17 protein-coding genes are annotated in these 17240 nt (G+C 37.6%); all 17 read left to right on the top strand.

From position 1 onward, the window contains the following. Positions 1-5 precede the first annotated feature (5 nt). Positions 6-1223, top strand: coding sequence for a type II secretion system F family protein (locus JOC49_RS05180; protein ID WP_204663093.1), 1218 nt, complete (start codon positions 6-8; stop codon positions 1221-1223). Between the two features lie 64 nt (positions 1224-1287). After that, positions 1288-1653, top strand: a complete 366-nt coding sequence (locus JOC49_RS13365; protein ID WP_279381198.1) for a type II secretion system protein — start codon at positions 1288-1290, stop codon at positions 1651-1653. Between the two features lie 383 nt (positions 1654-2036). Further along, positions 2037-2486: a hypothetical protein gene (locus JOC49_RS05170; protein ID WP_204663091.1), complete on the top strand. Its 450-nt coding sequence runs from the start codon at positions 2037-2039 to the stop codon at positions 2484-2486. A 233-nt stretch (positions 2487-2719) separates the two neighbouring features. Next, positions 2720-2851 carry a hypothetical protein gene (locus JOC49_RS13360; protein WP_279381197.1) on the top strand — a complete coding sequence of 44 codons (132 nt, stop codon included), beginning with the start codon at positions 2720-2722 and terminating at the stop codon, positions 2849-2851. A 458-nt stretch (positions 2852-3309) separates the two neighbouring features. Continuing rightward, entirely contained in the window at positions 3310-3498 is a 189-nt protein-coding gene (locus tag JOC49_RS05165; RefSeq protein WP_204663089.1) for a helix-turn-helix domain-containing protein, read from the top strand. Positions 3499-3529: 31 nt separating this feature from the next. Continuing rightward, positions 3530-5044: a class I SAM-dependent DNA methyltransferase gene (locus JOC49_RS05160; protein ID WP_204663087.1), complete on the top strand. Its 1515-nt coding sequence runs from the start codon at positions 3530-3532 to the stop codon at positions 5042-5044. A gap of 90 nt (positions 5045-5134) precedes the next feature. Continuing rightward, positions 5135-6331: a restriction endonuclease subunit S gene (locus tag JOC49_RS05155; protein WP_204663085.1), complete on the top strand. Its 1197-nt coding sequence runs from the start codon at positions 5135-5137 to the stop codon at positions 6329-6331. A gap of 82 nt (positions 6332-6413) precedes the next feature. Next, a complete protein-coding gene (locus JOC49_RS05150) occupies positions 6414-7136 on the top strand; it encodes a GNAT family N-acetyltransferase (RefSeq protein ID WP_204663083.1) in 723 nt (240 codons plus the stop codon). A 98-nt stretch (positions 7137-7234) separates the two neighbouring features. Continuing rightward, complete coding sequence (locus JOC49_RS05145) at positions 7235-10264, top strand: type I restriction endonuclease subunit R (protein ID WP_204663081.1); 3030 nt, start codon at positions 7235-7237, stop codon at positions 10262-10264. 255 nt (positions 10265-10519) lie between these two features. After that, on the top strand, positions 10520-11443 hold the full coding sequence (locus JOC49_RS05140) for a hypothetical protein (RefSeq protein WP_204663079.1): 924 nt from the start codon (positions 10520-10522) through the stop codon (positions 11441-11443). Beyond that, positions 11444-11650, top strand: a complete 207-nt coding sequence (locus JOC49_RS05135; protein ID WP_204663077.1) for a hypothetical protein — start codon at positions 11444-11446, stop codon at positions 11648-11650. A 177-nt stretch (positions 11651-11827) separates the two neighbouring features. Beyond that, positions 11828-12040 carry a hypothetical protein gene (locus JOC49_RS05130; protein WP_204663075.1) on the top strand — a complete coding sequence of 71 codons (213 nt, stop codon included), beginning with the start codon at positions 11828-11830 and terminating at the stop codon, positions 12038-12040. A gap of 374 nt (positions 12041-12414) precedes the next feature. Next, on the top strand, positions 12415-12987 hold the full coding sequence (locus JOC49_RS05125; protein WP_204663073.1) for a sigma-70 family RNA polymerase sigma factor: 573 nt from the start codon (positions 12415-12417) through the stop codon (positions 12985-12987). Positions 12988-13050: 63 nt separating this feature from the next. Then, positions 13051-13833, top strand: coding sequence for a phage antirepressor KilAC domain-containing protein (locus JOC49_RS05120; RefSeq protein ID WP_204663071.1), 783 nt, complete (start codon positions 13051-13053; stop codon positions 13831-13833). Position 13834: 1 nt separating this feature from the next. Beyond that, positions 13835-14374: a GIY-YIG nuclease family protein gene (locus JOC49_RS05115; RefSeq protein ID WP_204663069.1), complete on the top strand. Its 540-nt coding sequence runs from the start codon at positions 13835-13837 to the stop codon at positions 14372-14374. Further along, positions 14361-14795: a DUF7768 domain-containing protein gene (locus tag JOC49_RS05110; protein ID WP_204663067.1), complete on the top strand. Its 435-nt coding sequence runs from the start codon at positions 14361-14363 to the stop codon at positions 14793-14795. Before JOC49_RS05115 ends, JOC49_RS05110 begins: the two co-directional genes overlap by 14 nt. After that, positions 14792-17140 carry a virulence-associated E family protein gene (locus tag JOC49_RS05105; RefSeq protein ID WP_204663065.1) on the top strand — a complete coding sequence of 783 codons (2349 nt, stop codon included), beginning with the start codon at positions 14792-14794 and terminating at the stop codon, positions 17138-17140. Before JOC49_RS05110 ends, JOC49_RS05105 begins: the two co-directional genes overlap by 4 nt. Positions 17141-17240: the final 100 nt, after the last annotated feature.

The following is a 17240-nucleotide window of genomic DNA, read 5'->3' as shown; positions in this document are numbered from 1 at the left end:
GAGTTTTGGTTAATGTATATAAGGTCAAGGAAGTGGATTTAAAGGGGCGTGTTATTGAGCAAGTCTATCGCGGCGAAACCGAACACGACATTGTTCAGCTAATCCGTTCCAAAGGCCATAAGCCGGTCCGCATAGAGGCCGAAGTGGAAAAAGGTCAAGACATTGCAGAAATCAAGGTCTTTCAGCCCAAGGTCAAGGTTAAGGATATTGCCCTTTTCTGTAAACAGCTTTATACCATGCTGGACGCAGGGATGCCTTTAATTACGGCGCTGGATGTCCTAAGCATACAGGCTGAAAACAAGACACTTAAAGCGGTAATTCACGATATGGCCACCAATGTCCAAAAGGGCGAGGTCCTTTCAACGGCCATGAAGCGCCACCGCAAAGTATTTCCATACCTGTTAATCTCCATGGTAGAGGCGGGTGAACTCACTGGTAATCTGGACAGTGTTCTGGACCGGATGAGCACCCATTACACCAAGGAAAACCGAATTAATTCCAAAATCAAAGGGGCCTTAATGTACCCGGCGATTCTAAGCATCATCATTGTAGTGGTTGTGGTCTTCCTTTTAACGTTCGTTCTCCCGACCTTTATCGGCATGTTCGAGTCATCTGGCACAGAGCTTCCCGGCGTTACCAGAGCACTTCTGGCAATCAGTGGGGCCCTACAAAATTACTGGTACATTTTCCTAGCCGTCCTAATTGGCGCCATTGTGGTCTTAAACCGAATCACTGCCACCATAGGCGGTAAGCGGTTTTTCGATAATTTGAAACTCAAGATTCCAGTTGTGGGCGATTCTCTCAAGAAAATTGCCACATCCCGTTTCACAAGGACCCTGTCCACGCTTCTAGCAAGTGGAATTCCCATTATTCAGGCCCTTGAAACCTCTGCCAACGTTACCAACAACCAAGTGGTAATCGACGGCATTGAGGAAGTAAACGACGGCATCAAAACAGGCGCCGTCCTAAGTTCTCTGTTAAAACGCGTTGGCGTCTTCCCACCCATGATGATCTCCATGGTGGGTGTGGGCGAGGAATCCGGTGCCCTTGAGGAAATGCTGGAGAAGACAGCAGACTACTACGATGAGGAACTGGAAACGGCCACTGCACGGATGATTTCCGTCATTGAGCCGGTCATGATTGTGGTCATGGCAGTTGTTGTTGGTTTTATTGTGATTTCCATGATTCTACCGATGTTTGATATGTACTCAACCATCGCCTAGACATCTGAAATGACATTAAAATAAATTTTATTTAACCTAATAGTGTTTAGAGGAGGAAAAGATTATGATGAAAGCTCTTAAAAAGAGAAGAAAGGGCGGGTTCACCCTTATTGAACTGATTGTTGTTATTGCTATTTTGGGGATTTTGGCTGCGATAGCAGTGCCAAGGTTTAGTGGCGTCAGAAGTTCTGCAGAAGAATCAGCAGATAGAGCGTCAGCAAGATCAATTTATAGTGCAGTTATGATGTATTATGCTGAAGAAGGCGAATATCCAGAAGCTGATGGCGATATTGATCCAGCATTTATAGATCTAAGTGGCTTAGGTGGCTCTTTAAATTGGACAAATTTTGATAGTACTGGTGGAACACTAGTGTATACTGGGGCAAATAATAATGCAATTAATATAACTGAGGACGGCGTACAAGAGTAATCCAAAGAAACAGAATCAGTGTCTAATAAATGTTGCTGAAATTTTCAAAATTAAATTAAAACCAACATGGAGGCTTAGGATCATTAGATTCTGAGCCTTTGGTTGTATTGTGGTGCTTTTGTAATTCGGTGTTGTGGTATACTGGGGTATAAGAAAAGGTTTAAGAGCATTATTCCTGGAACCTATTGCATCATATCAGGACTAGTTATTTTCCTTGATAGTGGATATGTTTATTAAATCGGTCAAGATGAGAGTATAATTCTGATGTATTGTTGTTCTGAGGGCACATAATTGAGTTCAAAACAACATATGAGGATTATAGACGATTGTGGTGACAATTATAGTGTTTACAAAGGAAAAATAGAATTTGTGGAGGCGGAATAATGTCATTAGAGAAATTAGTATATAGTTTTAGAGAAGCGATTATAGCTGCTAAAAAGAATAATGAATCCGGAGAGCTTTTTAGAAAATTCCCTGTCGGGCAGTGCGGCCATACAAGTGATGTTTTAGCTCAATATCTTATTGATAATGGATGCAACTTAGTTACATATGTAAATGGAACATATTATGGTGATAATATTGACAGTAGACAGGCACATACATGGCTTCTTGTAGATGATTGGGTTATTGATATCACAGGCGATCAGTTTAAATACCAAGAAGAACTCTTGAATTATGATGTTCCTGTATATATTGGACCGGTGACAGATTTTCACCGATTGTTTGAAATAAATCCTGGTGGAAAACATGAACACTTCGGTTTGGAATGTGACTGGTCAAATTATCATGAATTGAAAACTTGGTATGAAATTATTTTACAATATTTGGACTGAGATTGGCATTAGTCACCTAATTAAACAAAACGACTTTACCGTATTTGTGGAATAGGCTTTTAGTACCAGAGTAGTTTTTACTTAAATCCACAGTTTCAAATTGATAATAAGACAATAGAAGAAAAGAATATGGGAACTCTGTCTCAAAAACAGAGCCAACAAGGAGTCTGATATCATTAGATTCTGAGACTTATGTGTATTTGTAAGACGTTACCTTTTTTTGGTGAAGCTGCATGATGAGATTAGTTTTAGATTTAGCAAACCTATACAACCAAGCAGGTGATCAGGAAATGGTTCAAGACCAGGTGAATCAGTTAATTGAACTGATGGAAGAATATCCGTTTTTGGAGAAGTATTTTAAGTAGGTAAGTTTCCTTTTACTAGCAATATGGAAGATAAGATGGTTGGCTGAATATCATGTATATATGGCACGTGGAGACGGTAGTATTGCTATCAAGAGTAGAGAAGTAAGAGCGTAGAAACATAAGTAAATAAGCACTTTCCGTGATTTGAGATCTGGTTTTAAGCCGGAAAGATAATCACGGTTTTTTATTTTGTGGGAAATTATCTAAGAATAGCAAAGTTTATGGTTGAGTGGTTAAGTTAACGATAGGGGTTGCGAGTTGACAAGATGACTGTAAAAAATGCAGCGAGTTGATAAGATAGTTATCAATTTAATTGTTTAATTTCTGTTTACTAAGAGAATGGATATTGAGACTGATTTGGCATTGGTCAAAAAGAAAAATTTATAAATATACTGCTTGAAAGTATTCCTATAAAGGAATACAATGATATGGAGTGAAGTTTAGATTGGAGGGTAATCATGGAGTTTTTGACGACAACAGAAATGGCTGAAAAATGGAAATTATCTCGAAGACGTGTTACTACTTTATGTAGAGAGAATAGGATAGAAGGAGCTATTTTAAAGGGGAATACATGGTTGATTCCAGAGGATACAAAGAAACCTGAAGATCCTAGACGTACTAGAAAAACAGAAAAAATAGAAGACTAAAAAACCTATATAAAATAATGGAGGTTCAAATATGGCAAATGGTACAACTAAGATTGGTTTTGAAGAACAATTATGGCAAGCAGCCGATAAGCTCAGATCAAATATGGACGCTGCTGAATATAAGCATGTAGTTTTAGGCTTAATATTTTTAAAATATGTTTCCGATTCTTTTAAGGAAAAATATAATCAGCTAAAAGCAGCTGGTTATGGTGATGAAGAAGATCGTGATGAATATATTGCAGATAATATTTTTTGGGTACCAAAGGAATCAAGATGGGATTATATAAAAGCACATGCAACAAACACAGATATAGGTGAAGTCATAGACAAAGCAATGGAAACTATTGAAAAAGAGAATGATTCTTTAAAAGGAGTTCTAACAAAGAACTATTCTCGTAGAGACCTTAATAAGACACGTTTAGGTGAATTAGTGACTTTGTTTACAAATATTGATGTAGGAACAACAGCTGCTCAAGAACGTGATGTACTTGGAAGAGTATATGAGTATTTCTTAGGTAAATTTGCTTCAGCAGAAGGTAAATTGGGTGGAGAATTCTATACACCTTCATGTGTTGTGCGTACCCTAGTAGAGATGATAGAGCCTTTCGAAGGTCAAATATATGACCCAGCATGCGGTTCTGGAGGGATGTTCAGTCAGTCGGCACGTTTTGTAAAAGAGCATCAGGGAAACATTAGAGATGTTTCAATTTTTGGACAAGAAAGTAATCCGACAACATGGAAGCTTGCAAAAATGAATCTTGCTTTAAGAGGCCTAGAGGCAAATCTTGGAAAACATAATGCGGACTCTTTCCATGATGATCAACATAAAACTTTAAAAGCAAATTATATATTAGCAAATCCGCCTTTCAACATTTCTGACTGGGGCGGAGAAAGATTAAAGGATGATGTAAGATGGGCTTACGGCGTTCCCCCGGTTGGGAATGCAAACTATGCTTGGCTTCAGCATATGCTTCATCATTTGAATCCGGTTGGTGGTGTTGCTGGGACGGTATTAGCAAATGGTTCTTTGAGTACCAATACTTCTAACGAGGGTGAAATTAGAAAGAATATGATCAAAGGTGATGTGGTTGAATGTATAGTTTCATTGCCTGGTCAGTTGTTCTATTCAACTGGTATCCCGGTTTCTCTTTGGATTATGAGAAAAGGAAAAACAGATGCTGCAAAAGGGAAAATATTATTCATAGATGCTCGTACTCTTGGATTTATGATAGACAGGAAGGTTAAAGAACTTTCAGAAGAAGATATTCGAAAAATTGCTTCGACTTATCATAATTGGAGACTAGGAGAAAATTATGAGGATATTCAAGGATTCTGTAAGAGTGCAACACTAGAAGAAGTAGCGCAGCAGGATTATATTTTAACGCCTGGTAGATATGTTGGCATAGAAGAGCAAGAAGAAGATGGAGAACCATTTGAAGAAAAGATGGAAAGGCTTACGACGGAACTATTTGGTTTGTTTGAACAATCTCATAAACTGGAAGGTGAAATTGTTAAAAAACTTGCAGCAATAGGATATAGTAAATAAGATAAATTGTGATTTGTCGGACTAGTTATAATTTATTTATAGACAAGGTAATTATAAAATGTACACATAAAATATAGAGTAGGTGATTTGATGGGCGAATGGAAAACACATTTACTGGGAGATATTTGCATAACAAATGCAACATCTTATTCAAATAAGGATGGTTGGGAATTTGTAAATTATTTGGACACAGGAAATATAACTGGAAATGATATAGAAGAAATACAATATATAAATATTTCAGAAGGAAAACTCCCAAGTAGAGCAAAAAGAAAAGTTAAATATAATAGTATTATATATTCGACAGTGCGACCTAATCAGTTGCATTATGGAATAATAAAAGAACAACCAGATAATTTTTTAGTATCAACAGGCTTTACTGTGATTGATGTTAATGAAAGTATAGCTGATGCTGATTTTCTATATTATTGGTTGACGCAAACAACTTTAACAGAACAGTTACACTCAATTGCGGAACAAAGCACTTCAGCATATCCATCAATAAAGGCGGCTGATTTAGAAAAGTTAGAAATACAATTACCATCCTTAGATGTTCAGAAAAAAATATCTTCAATTTTAGTCTCATTAGATAAAAAGAGAAAAAATAATGATGCGTTAAATAGGAATTTATTAGATCAAGGTAGGGTCTTGTATGAGGAGTTGATCTCCAACTACGAGGTAAATGCAAAACTTTGTGATTTAATTAGCAGTATTGAAACTGGTTCTAGACCAAAAGGAGGCGCCCAGGAAAGTGGTGTGCCTAGTATTGGAGCAGAAAAAATTGAAAGTTTTGGCGTGTATGATTATTCTGGAGAAAAATATATTAATGAGGAGTTCTTTGAAAAACTAAAAAGAGGACGTGTTTTATCTGGGGATGTTCTTCTATATAAGGATGGAGCCTATACAGGAAAAACATCAATGGCATTGAATGATTTTCCTCATGCAAAATGCGCAATTAACGAACATGTATATAAACTGAATTCAAACGAAAATCAGTATCAGTTCTTCTTGTATTTCACTCTGGATAATAAGAAAAATAGAGATTATATTTATACTTTAGCATCAAGTAAAGCGGCACAACCTGGATTAAACCAAACAGAACTATTAAGTGTTGAAATCGTAATGCCTGATGAAACTGCGTTGATAGAATTTGAAGAAAATGTTTCGCAAATGATGAAAATGATTGCTTCAAATGCAAAGGAAAACAGAAAACTAACGATTTTAAGAGATTCACTATTACCAAAGCTAATGAGTGGCGAATTGGACGTTTCTGATCTATATATTTAGTACGATAAATTTTAATATTCTGTAATTATGTAATAGGGGCGAGATTTTCTTGAACTTGATTTTAGAGGTGAGGTGAAATTAAATGAAAAATGATGAGGATTATATAGAAGCAGCACCTGTTGAAGAAGATATTGAAGAAATCTTGGTTTGGCTGAAAAGAGAATGTGATATCAATGGAGTTGGATTCTATAACAATAAAAACATTATTGTTGATTCATTTCATAGTGGTAACGCAATTGTATTGAAGCACAGAGGGGAGAATATTGGGTTAGTCACATGGAGTAGAAACGAAATTCTCGTGAATATTGACATTTTCGTTATTGATTCATCATACCGTGGTAAAGGCTATGGTAATTTCTTCTTTCAAGCTATTTCAGAGTATTTTAGAAACAAAGGTTTTAAAGCTATAAAACTATTCTGTGAGCCTAAATCTTCCGAACGATTTTGGATAAAAATGGGTTTTAAAAAATTGCCGTATACTGGCAGGAGCGAACATGAATTAACATACTATGGGGTTTTAGTAAATACTGCGTCGATTACATCCAAATGTAATACAGACAAAATAGAGTTGTGGGATGTTGAGCCTTATGAAGTTGAGAAAGAAGGACCCAAATGGACATGGTATCTAGAAAAACAAAATGAAGAATTGCTGTATCCAATTATCCAACCATGTGATTGTAATTGGAATCTACGTTGGAGCAGAAATGGTCAGGTAATAAAGGAAGATAAAGTAAAGTATTTTACTGATAAAGATTATGAACTATATTCCTACCCTTTCTTATATATTAATAAATTGGAAGAATAGGATAAAAAGTTAATCTTAATCAAGGAAGATAAAGAAAGTGTCTTTTGAGAAGTTTAATTGAAGGATTAATTTTTAATTTATGAAAGGATGTGAAACTATTGGCGGTTAATGAGAATACATTAGAACAAGCTATTATTTCTGAACTTCAGGAAAAAGGATATGAATATGTTTATGGTCCAGATCTTGAACGAGATTACCATGAAGTTATTCTGGAAGATTGCTTTAGAGCATCGATGCTCAATATAAATCCTGGAATTACTCAAGAGATAATTTCTGAAACCTTTAAGGAAATTAAAAATCTTGGGCTTCTCAGAATAGAAGATCTAAACGCAACCTTTCATAAATATATTGTTGAGGGTGTACCGGTTCCATACCAGAAGGATGGTGAAAATAGAACTTTCACTGTAAAAATTATAGATTTTGATAATTCGACAGTGAATGATTTTAAGATAATAAATCAGTTCACGATTATTGAATATAAAACAAAACGGCCTGATATTTTGGTGTTCATTAATGGAATTCCTATGGTGCTTTTCGAACTAAAAAATATGGGGAACGACAATACTACTGTAGAGCAAGCTTATAAACAGGTGAAAAATTATCAGCTCGATATTCCTAAACTTTTTAATTATAATGCTTTTAATGTTATAAGTGACGGAATTGACACTAGAGTTGGAACTATTACCTCTGATTATACGCGTTATATGGAGTGGAAGTCGGAAGATGGCGAGAAACCATTAGAAAACAAAACTGACTTCTTTACGGTAGCGCTAAATGGCATGTTTCCAAAAGAACGTTTGTTAGATATCATTCGTAACTTCATTGTATTTCAAGATACTCTAGGGAAAACTGTAAAAATATTAGCAGGATATCATCAGTACTTTGCAGTGCGCAAGGCAGTGGAAAGTACGAGAAAAGCATTAAGAGAGAAGAGTCGAAAAGTCGGCGTTATTTGGCATACGCAGGGTAGTGGAAAAAGTCTGTCTATGGTCTTTTACACAGGAATAATAGTTGGCGACCCGGAATTTGAAAACCCAACCATAGTAGTACTTACAGACCGTAATGATTTGGATAATCAGCTCTTTGGAACTTTTAGTGCCAGTTCGAAACTGCTTTTACGTCAGATACCTAAACAAGCTGAAAGTAGAAGTCATCTAAAGGAACTACTTAAGGTTAAGGCGGGCGGTATTGTTTTCACAACGATTCAGAAGTTTGAGGAAGGCGATGACATTATCAATGATCGCAGTAATATCATTTTTATGGCGGATGAAGCACATCGTTCTCAATATGGTACAGAAGCTAAACTCGATAGAGAAACTGGTGAATGGAAGTATGGAATGGCAAAACACATGCGTGATGCTCTTCCTAATGCGACTTTCATTGGATTTACTGGCACACCAATTGATATGAAAGATAAATCCACGATAGATGTATTTGGTAAATACATAGACATTTACGATATGACTCAAGCTGTGGATGACGGAGCAACGGTACCCATTTATTATGAAAATAGAACGCCAAAACTGAAATTAAATGAAGAAATTCTTAAACAAATTGATAAGGAATATTTCGAGATAGCCGGAGAGTCTACTGAAATTGAGATAGAAAAATCAAAAGCAGATCTTTCAAGCATTGAAGCAATTGTTGGTTCAACAGATCGTCTGAATATGCTAGCAGATGATATTATTGCTCACTATGAGGACCGGCAATATGTTTTAACAGGTAAAGCGATGATTGTTTGTATGACTCGAAAAATTGCGATTAATTTATATAAGACGATGTTAGAAAAACGTCCTGATTGGGATAAAAAAGTAAAAGTAGTCCTTACTTCGAGCAATCAGGATCCAGAAGAATGGCATGATATAACAGGTAATAAAGCATATCGTGATGGTTTGATGGTTGAATTTAAAAATATTGAAAGTGACTTTAAGATTGCGATAGTTGTTGATATGTGGTTGACGGGGTTTGATGTTCCATCACTCGCAACAATGTATATTGACAAACCAATGAAGGATCACAGTTTGATGCAGGCTATTGCTCGTGTAAACAGAGTATATCCAGACAAAGAGGCTGGACTCGTTGTAGATTATATTGGTATGGCGGCAGAACTAAAATCAGCATTGAAACAGTACACTAAACGTGACCAAGATAAGGTTCCTGATTTAAGTGTTGCTTATTCGATCGCAATGGCGAAACTAGAAGTCTTGCGCGATATGTTCTATGGTTTTAACTATAATGACTTTTTTGGAGAATCTGATACAAAGAGACTTAAAGTAATTGCAGATGGTGTTGAATTTGCATTGGGGTTTGAGGAAGATGAATCAAAAGAGTATATAAGAGAAGCAACTGCGCTCAGTCAAGCAGAAACACTTTGCCGAAGTCTTATTAGTGAACATGATAAAAAAGAAATTGAGTTTTTTAAGTGTGTAAAAGCTGGCCTATGGAAAGTAGGGGGTAAAGGTGGAGTTACATCCAACGAGATTAATGCCCGGATTCTGAAGATGTTAGAACAAGCTATTAAGCAAGATGGTGTGGTTAATATCTTTGAAAAGTCTGGACAGAAAAATCCAGAGATATCTTTATTATCGGATGAATATATGGCTCAAGTTCTCAAAATGAAGCATAAGAATATCGCGGCAGAATTGTTGCGTAATTTATTAGAAGATAATATCAAAATCTTTGCAAGAACTGGTGTTGTGAAGGCAAAACTATTTTCTGAAAAGATGCAAGATGTTTTGAAACGATACAATAATAGAATGATAACAAGCGCTGAGGTTATTGAAGAACTTATTAATCTGTCAAAAGAAATGATGGATGCCTATAAGGCGGGAGATGATAAGGGTTTATCACATGAAGAGTTAGCTTTTTATGATGCACTAGTTGCGGATCCAGCAGTATTAAAAAATATGGATGACTCAATTTTAATTGAGATGGCACATGAATTAACACTTCTTATTCAAAAAAGCAGGACAGTTGATTGGGACAAAAAGCAATCAGCAAGAGCATATATGAGAACTCAGATTAAGCATTTGCTTCGTAAATATAAGTATCCACCAGAACAGGCTTTGAATGCAATTGAGATTGTTATTAAACAAGCCGAACTAATGAGTGCGAATATTGTTGTATAAGATATAACTTATGTAAAAGCATGTATCTTAATGTACCTGTGAGGGTACTGAAGTTGTTGCCCGACAAGCTGTCTATTAGTTTGTCGGGCTTTTATGTTTTTTTATTCAAGAAAGCATCAAAAACAACCATTTCATTTTATTGAAAAATTATTTCTCAAAAATGAAATAAAACAATTGACAGATTCAACTCTAAAACGTATAATCATTTCATAGAGTAGAAACGATATTTCTCCAAAATGAAACGGAGGGTTTGGAATGTTAGATTATGTGCAGTATTCAGTCCCAAATGCTGAAGAACTAAGAGAGCAAATAAATAAAGTTAGAGGTGAACGTTCAATGGCAACGTTTGCTGACGATATTAAAAGATCTTCACCGGGTGTAAAAGTAAGCGCTCCAACGATTTCAAGGGCTTGTAATTGGTCAGGGGGGAATCCGGTAAGTATTGAGTTACTTGAAGCAATAGCAAAAATCGCAGATAAAGATTCTGAGGTTACATTTGAGACTTTAGTAGCTGCTAATGGGATGAGATCAAAGGATGAAGATAGCAAATTATCAAAAAGCAACTCAGCGTCTAAACGACGTGTGTTTACGTTGGAATATGAGAGAAGTGCTGGAATGATCATTCAGAATGAAATTATTAATAGGGGATTTACTCTAAGAAGACTTAGTGGAACGTTCAATGGATATTCACTTAATGGATATAAAGCTCAGATGGACCGAGTTTTTCCAAGGAATTATAGTTTTGGATTTTCAGTAAGCGGAATGTCTCCATATAGCACATGGAAATTTGGACTTTGCCCGACAATATTAAATGAAGAATCAAATGATAGTGTCGTTGAAGCTTATGTTGGAAATTTTATCAATAAAATTGCCTCGGTGTTTGCTAGTGACAGTTTTGAAAGTGATTTATACGAAAATGAAAAGTATTCATTTGTTTTTATTGATGAGAAAGTATACGAGACTTTCCTAAAACGTATTGATTCTCATGACTTATTGGTTAATGGTCTTGTTACTGTTGTATTGGTTGATTTAGTTGAACATTGTGTTATGGAAGAAACTCAGCTTAAAAGGTATGATGGCGCTGTAGCAAGTTCTTTTTTTAAGGGCTCAATTCAACAGGATGAAAGTGATATGGAATTGTTCGAGCCAATAGACTTTGATGATGAGGAGGATCTCTAAATGATTGTAGAAAATCAATGTGAAAATTCACGAGTAATTACAACGAATGGAAAAAGAAAAAATCAAGGTAAGGTGGCAATCGTAAATGATCAATTGGCACTATGCTATACAGAAGGGCAGGATGAAAAGATCGTCGCATATACACCATTAAGTGAAATAATGAAGATTTCATGTAGGGTTTTACCAAGATATAAAATAGATTTTTAAAAAGAACGCGTTATCGTCGAAGGAGTACGATACAGTTAATAATTGAAATTTTTACCTGCTAGTGCAGTTCGAATAAGTAACCGGCCGGGGTAGATTATAGCGATATCATTTTATGATATTTGTTATTGTCTATCTCGGTCATTTTTCGTTCTAGCAGAAAATATGAGGGGGCGAAGTATGTTAAAACCGATAAAAGATTGTCAAGAACACATTGTGTGTTTTATGGATGCGAAGACAGGATTGATTGAATCAAAATACAAAAGGCAGACTACTATAATAAAGCTTGCCGTGGGTGGTGAATTAACGATTGTCAGAGATAGGACAGAAACTGTCATTAAAAGAATAAGTATAGATGCTTTCGAAATACTTAGTTATCCGATAGCATCATAACATCTAAAGAGCTGCTGGACGGCCAGGATGAATCCCTTATAAAAGAGGATTTCCTGGTCGTTTTTATTTTTACAAAGAAAGAAATCAGCTCAATATAACCATAGCGGAAATTAGATTTACAGGTCAAGTTTTTTTAAATATTAGTTTCTAGAAAGCCGATTGGCTTCTAAATAAAATCTCAATGTCCTAGTGCGCATACGGACGGCGGGATGCATAAGAGTTCAGAATACAGTGATAAAGACTGTATTTGGAATGAAGATGCACCCACCGTGATTTCGTGTGCCCATTTTTAGGACAAGCGGAGTCTGTGGTCATCTTCTCCACAGGCTCTTTTTGTATTCCGCCGTCAATGCCAGGACGGAAAGGAGTACAAAATGAAAATTAAAGTACTGTATGAAGAAAACATCAAAAACGGTCACAAGAACTACACCACAATTGAAATTCCGGATGGCGATTACAGCATCATGCTGGACATCGACTATGAGCAGCGTCTTGCAGAGGCTAAGCCTGAAAAGAAAGATGAAGTCAAGCGCTGTGAAACTGTGCAAGAGATGTTTGACCTGTTGAACTCCCAAGAATACAACGGTTGGCGGAGGGAAACAAGGCGGATTGACCCTAATCCCAAGATGAAAAAATCAAATGGCAAGAGGGGATATATCCAAGGTGAACTAGATGATGAGTCTTTTAACATTATGGATTATCTCTGTACAACCTCCGATGATGAAACACGCAGTAGAGATTATGAATGCGAGGCTATTTGCGTCTGGATCCGCAAAACTCTTATAAAAAAACCTGAATGGGCAGATGCCTTTATTGCAGTCCGTATCGATGGAATTCCAATTCGTGAGTATGCGAACTCCATCGGCGCTGATGAAAACAACATCACTCAAAAATTAAAGAGAGCAACTAAAAAATTACAAGAAGAATATCAGAATCGTCAGATTTGACCCTTTCCCAAGGCTACCACTTAGAAGGGTCAAGCCTTCAAAAAATTTAAGGAGGTAATTCTGATGGAATTACAAGTTTATAACAATGCAGATTTTGGTTCTGTACGCACCACAACAATTGGCGGTCAACCATACTTTGTTGGCAAGGATGTAGCTGATATTCTCAGTTACTCCAATACTCGCAAAGCTTTAATTGATCATGTGGATGAAGAGGACAAGAGTGACGTAACGGTTCGTGACGCCATCGGTAGAAATCAAACAATGACTGCTATTAACGAATCAGGTCTTTACAGTCTTATTCTCTCAAGCAAAATGCCAAAAGCGAAGAAGTTTAAGCGTTGGGTTACAAGCGAAGTGCTGCCAGCCATTCGAAAGCATGGTATGTACGCAACGGATGAACTAATAGCCAATCCCGATCTTGCCATTGCCGCTTTTACTGCACTTAAGGAAGAACGTGAGAAGAACAAGAGACTTATGGCAGCAGTTGCAGTGGGGCAGCAGCAAATTGCTGAAATGAAACCCAAAGCTACTTATTACGATGTGGTTCTTAAATGCAAGGATGCCGTGAACATCTCCGTTATTGCCAAAGACTACGGTTGGAGCGGGATCCGCATGAATGAATACCTTCATGAAAAAGGAATTCAGTTTAAGCAAGGTGATATTTGGCTTTTGTATCAAAAATATGCTCCCAATGGATACACCAAAACCAACACACACGTTTATGAGGATAGCAAAGGCATAAAGCATACGAAAGTTCATACCAAATGGACGCAAAAAGGCAGACTCTTCATCTATGAGCAGCTGAAGGCCGACGGTATCTACCCACAGATTGAGATGGAGGTGTGATATGAGTAAAAAAATTAAAAAGCCAGACCAATGGGTTTATGTCATTGAAAAATGCAAAAACCATGTAAAAATTGGGGTTTCAAAGGATTATACAGAAAGAATTAACTATTTAGAAAGAACAGGTGGTTTTCGTGTTTCAAGATATATGGCTTTAGGGCCCTATCAGAACGGCTATGAAGTTGAAAGTAAAATTTTAACTCAACTAAAGGAATTTAAAATTATTGGAGAATGGCATCTAATTTCATATGAAGACGCGGTAGCTGTAGCACAACAAGTGGCTCAACAAGTAGGGGACTCTAGTCTGATAGACATTTTTGATTCAGATGGCTTAATCGAATTAATAGATGACCTATTCCCACTTAAATCAAGCGTTATTAACAATGAGCATTTTCAAGATACAAGCATTACAGGGTTTGTTGATGAAAAAGGTGTTCTATGGTTTGAAACAGATGTATGTGGGATTTTTTCACCAGAATTTTATATGGGTTTTCTCAAAGCAGAAGAATTAACTAGAGGGGGTAGCTGTTATGAGCATAAATAAGTTCAATGCTGAAGGATACTATGACCCTACTCTATATGAAGCACTAAGTAACGTCACTCGTGAGGAAAAGGCAGCATTAAAAGCTGCCTTCAAGCCTCTTGTCTATATTTGCTCACCATTCAATGGGGATACCGAAGGGAACATAAAGAGGGCGCAAGACTTCTGCCGGTTTGCACTAGAGAAAGGTAACATTCCACTGGCTCCACATTTAATGTTTCCACAGTTCATGGATGACAACAATGAAAAGGAGCGCGACCTAGCAATTTTCATGGACATTATCCTCATGGGCAAATGCCAGGAGGTGTGGGTGCTCGGTGATGTCATTTCAAGAGGGATGAGTATTGAAATTGAAAAGGCTAAGAAACGTAGACAGCCGATCAGATACTTCAATAAAGATTTCGAGGAGGTGGATTCTTTATGAGAAAATTAGCCATTGCCTACGGGAACAGCCGCCAGGCGAAGAAGTGGGTCAACAAAGAAATCACATTTGATGAACTAAAAGATAGGTTGAAGACTCCAATCCGTACAACTGAATCAGCAGAAGAATATGCCAAGTTCAGCAAATCCCAAAAGGATGATGCAAAAGATCAAGGTGGTTTTGTTGCAGGTGTTCTAAAAGGCGGTCGCAGGAAAATTGGCACTGTGGAGCTCCGCTCGATGATTGCTTTAGATGGTGACCGCATTGATAAAGAGTTTCTTGAAAACTATGAATCGAATGCCCAGTATACCTCAGTTCTATACTCCACCCATAGCAGTACTGAAGAAAATCCGAGGGTGCGCATTATCTTGCCTCTTACAAGAGATGTATCACCAGAAGAGTTTGTAGCAGTTTCAAGATATCTTGCTCAGATGCTGGGCATAGATTATTTTGATGAATGCTCTTATCTCCCAAACCAGCTTATGTACTGGTCAAGCACTCCATCCAATGGAAACTTCATCTATAAGGAAGTGGATAAAGACTGGCTTAATCCAGATGAAATTTTAACTGCTCATCCTGAATGGACTGATCCTACAAGACTTCCAACTTCATCGAGGGAGAGCAAGGCAAATACAGTATCGCATCAGAAGGTGCAGGATCCTCTTGAAAAGGAAGGCGTTGTCGGGCTTTTCAATAGGGTCTACTTCCCCGTCACAAAAGCGATCGATGTGTTTTTATCAGATATTTACGCGCCGACAGAAAATGAGGACCGCTACCATTTTATCGAGTCAAGTAGCATGGCGGGTGTTGAAATCAAAGAAGGTGGCAAGTTCGTATACAGCCATCATGCCAAGGACCCGGCCTACCTTAAATTATGTAACGCCTTTGACATCGTCCGTATCCATAAGTTTGGAGATGACGATGTTAAGAAGTCCTTTAAGAGTATGTGTGATTTCGTAATGAAAATCGATCAGGTGAAAGTCTTTGCTACCAATGAAAAACTTGCAGAAGCTGAAGTGGATTTCACAGATCTTGGTGACGACTGGAAAGAAAAACTAAAATATCAGCCCCGAAGTCAAGTACTCGAAAACAGCGTGTACAACTTAAACCTTATCCTGAATCATGATCCTGATTTTAAGAATTTTGCATTCAACGAGTTATCAAACCGTATCCAGGTCACTGGACCACTTCCGTGGGAAAGACCGGAAGGTAACGTGTTTTGGAGAGACGCCGACACAGCCCAGCTTAAGTCCATTATGGATATTCGCTACCTTCCGTTCTCAAGTAGAAACCACGATGTTGCTTTTACCAAGGTTGCTGATGATCGGAGATTCCACCCTATAAGGGATTACCTTGATTCCCTTCCTGCGTGGGATGGAGTTAAACGAGTGGAGGATGTTTTCATCAAATATCTTCAGGCTGATGACACTGAGTATATACGCACAGTGACTAGAAAGACCTTTGCAGCGGCGGTTGCCCGGATATACGTTCCTGGAATTAAGTTTGACTGCGTTCCAGTGCTTGATGGCGACCAGGGTATTGGCAAAAGCACAATTTTGAAAGACCTGGTAACAGCAGACTTCTATTCTGAAACTCTATCCCTTACCGATATGGACGACAAGTCAGGTGCTGAAAAACTTCAGGGATTCTGGGTAGTTGAGATCGGTGAACTTGCCGGGATGAAAAAAGCCGACATTGAAAAAGTGAAAGCCTTCCTCTCTACCTCAGACGATAAATATAGACCATCCTACGGAAGAGTTGTGGAAAGCCATCCCAGACAGTGCATTGTCATTGCAACGGTAAATGGTGAGCGTGGATATTTACGTGACATCACAGGAAACCGCCGATTTTGGATCATCAAGGTACATCAGAAAAAGCAGAAAAAGACATGGAATTTCACTGAAGAATACAGGCAGCAGTTCTGGGCAGAAGCAAAAGAAATATGGAACTCAGGTGAAAAACTGTATCTCGAGGGTGACATTTTAGAAGAAGCTGAAAAGGCCCAGAAGGGTGCCATGGAGGCTGATGAGCGTGTTGGTATGGTGGAGGAGTACCTGAATACCTTACTTCCAGATGATTGGGATAGCATGGATTTGTTTGCCCGTAGAAACTACCTAAGTGGAACCGAATTTGGTGGGGATAAGCATACAGGAACTGTTACACGAACCTCTGTAAGCAATGCAGAAATATGGTGTGAGTGCTTCAATCGTAATCTACCAGAATTAAAGACCACCGATAGTTATCAGATCGCAGCACTCATGGCTCAGATCCCCGGATGGGAACGAACCAGCAGTATTAAGCGTTTGCCCATATATGGTAGGCAGCGACTTTATCAATATGGCGGATAAAGAACACAACACAACACAAGATTTACCCTTATATTAGAAATGCTTTTTCTTAAAAGTAGATAGTAGATACCTGTGCACGTACACGCGCGTTAGTAAATAT

The organism is Fusibacter tunisiensis, assembly GCF_016908355.1.
In the GTDB taxonomy this organism is placed as follows: Bacteria; Bacillota; Clostridia; order Peptostreptococcales; family Acidaminobacteraceae; genus Fusibacter_D; species Fusibacter_D tunisiensis.
Note: the sequence above shows the minus strand (reverse complement) of the source record. Positions and strands in the feature narration are given on the sequence as shown.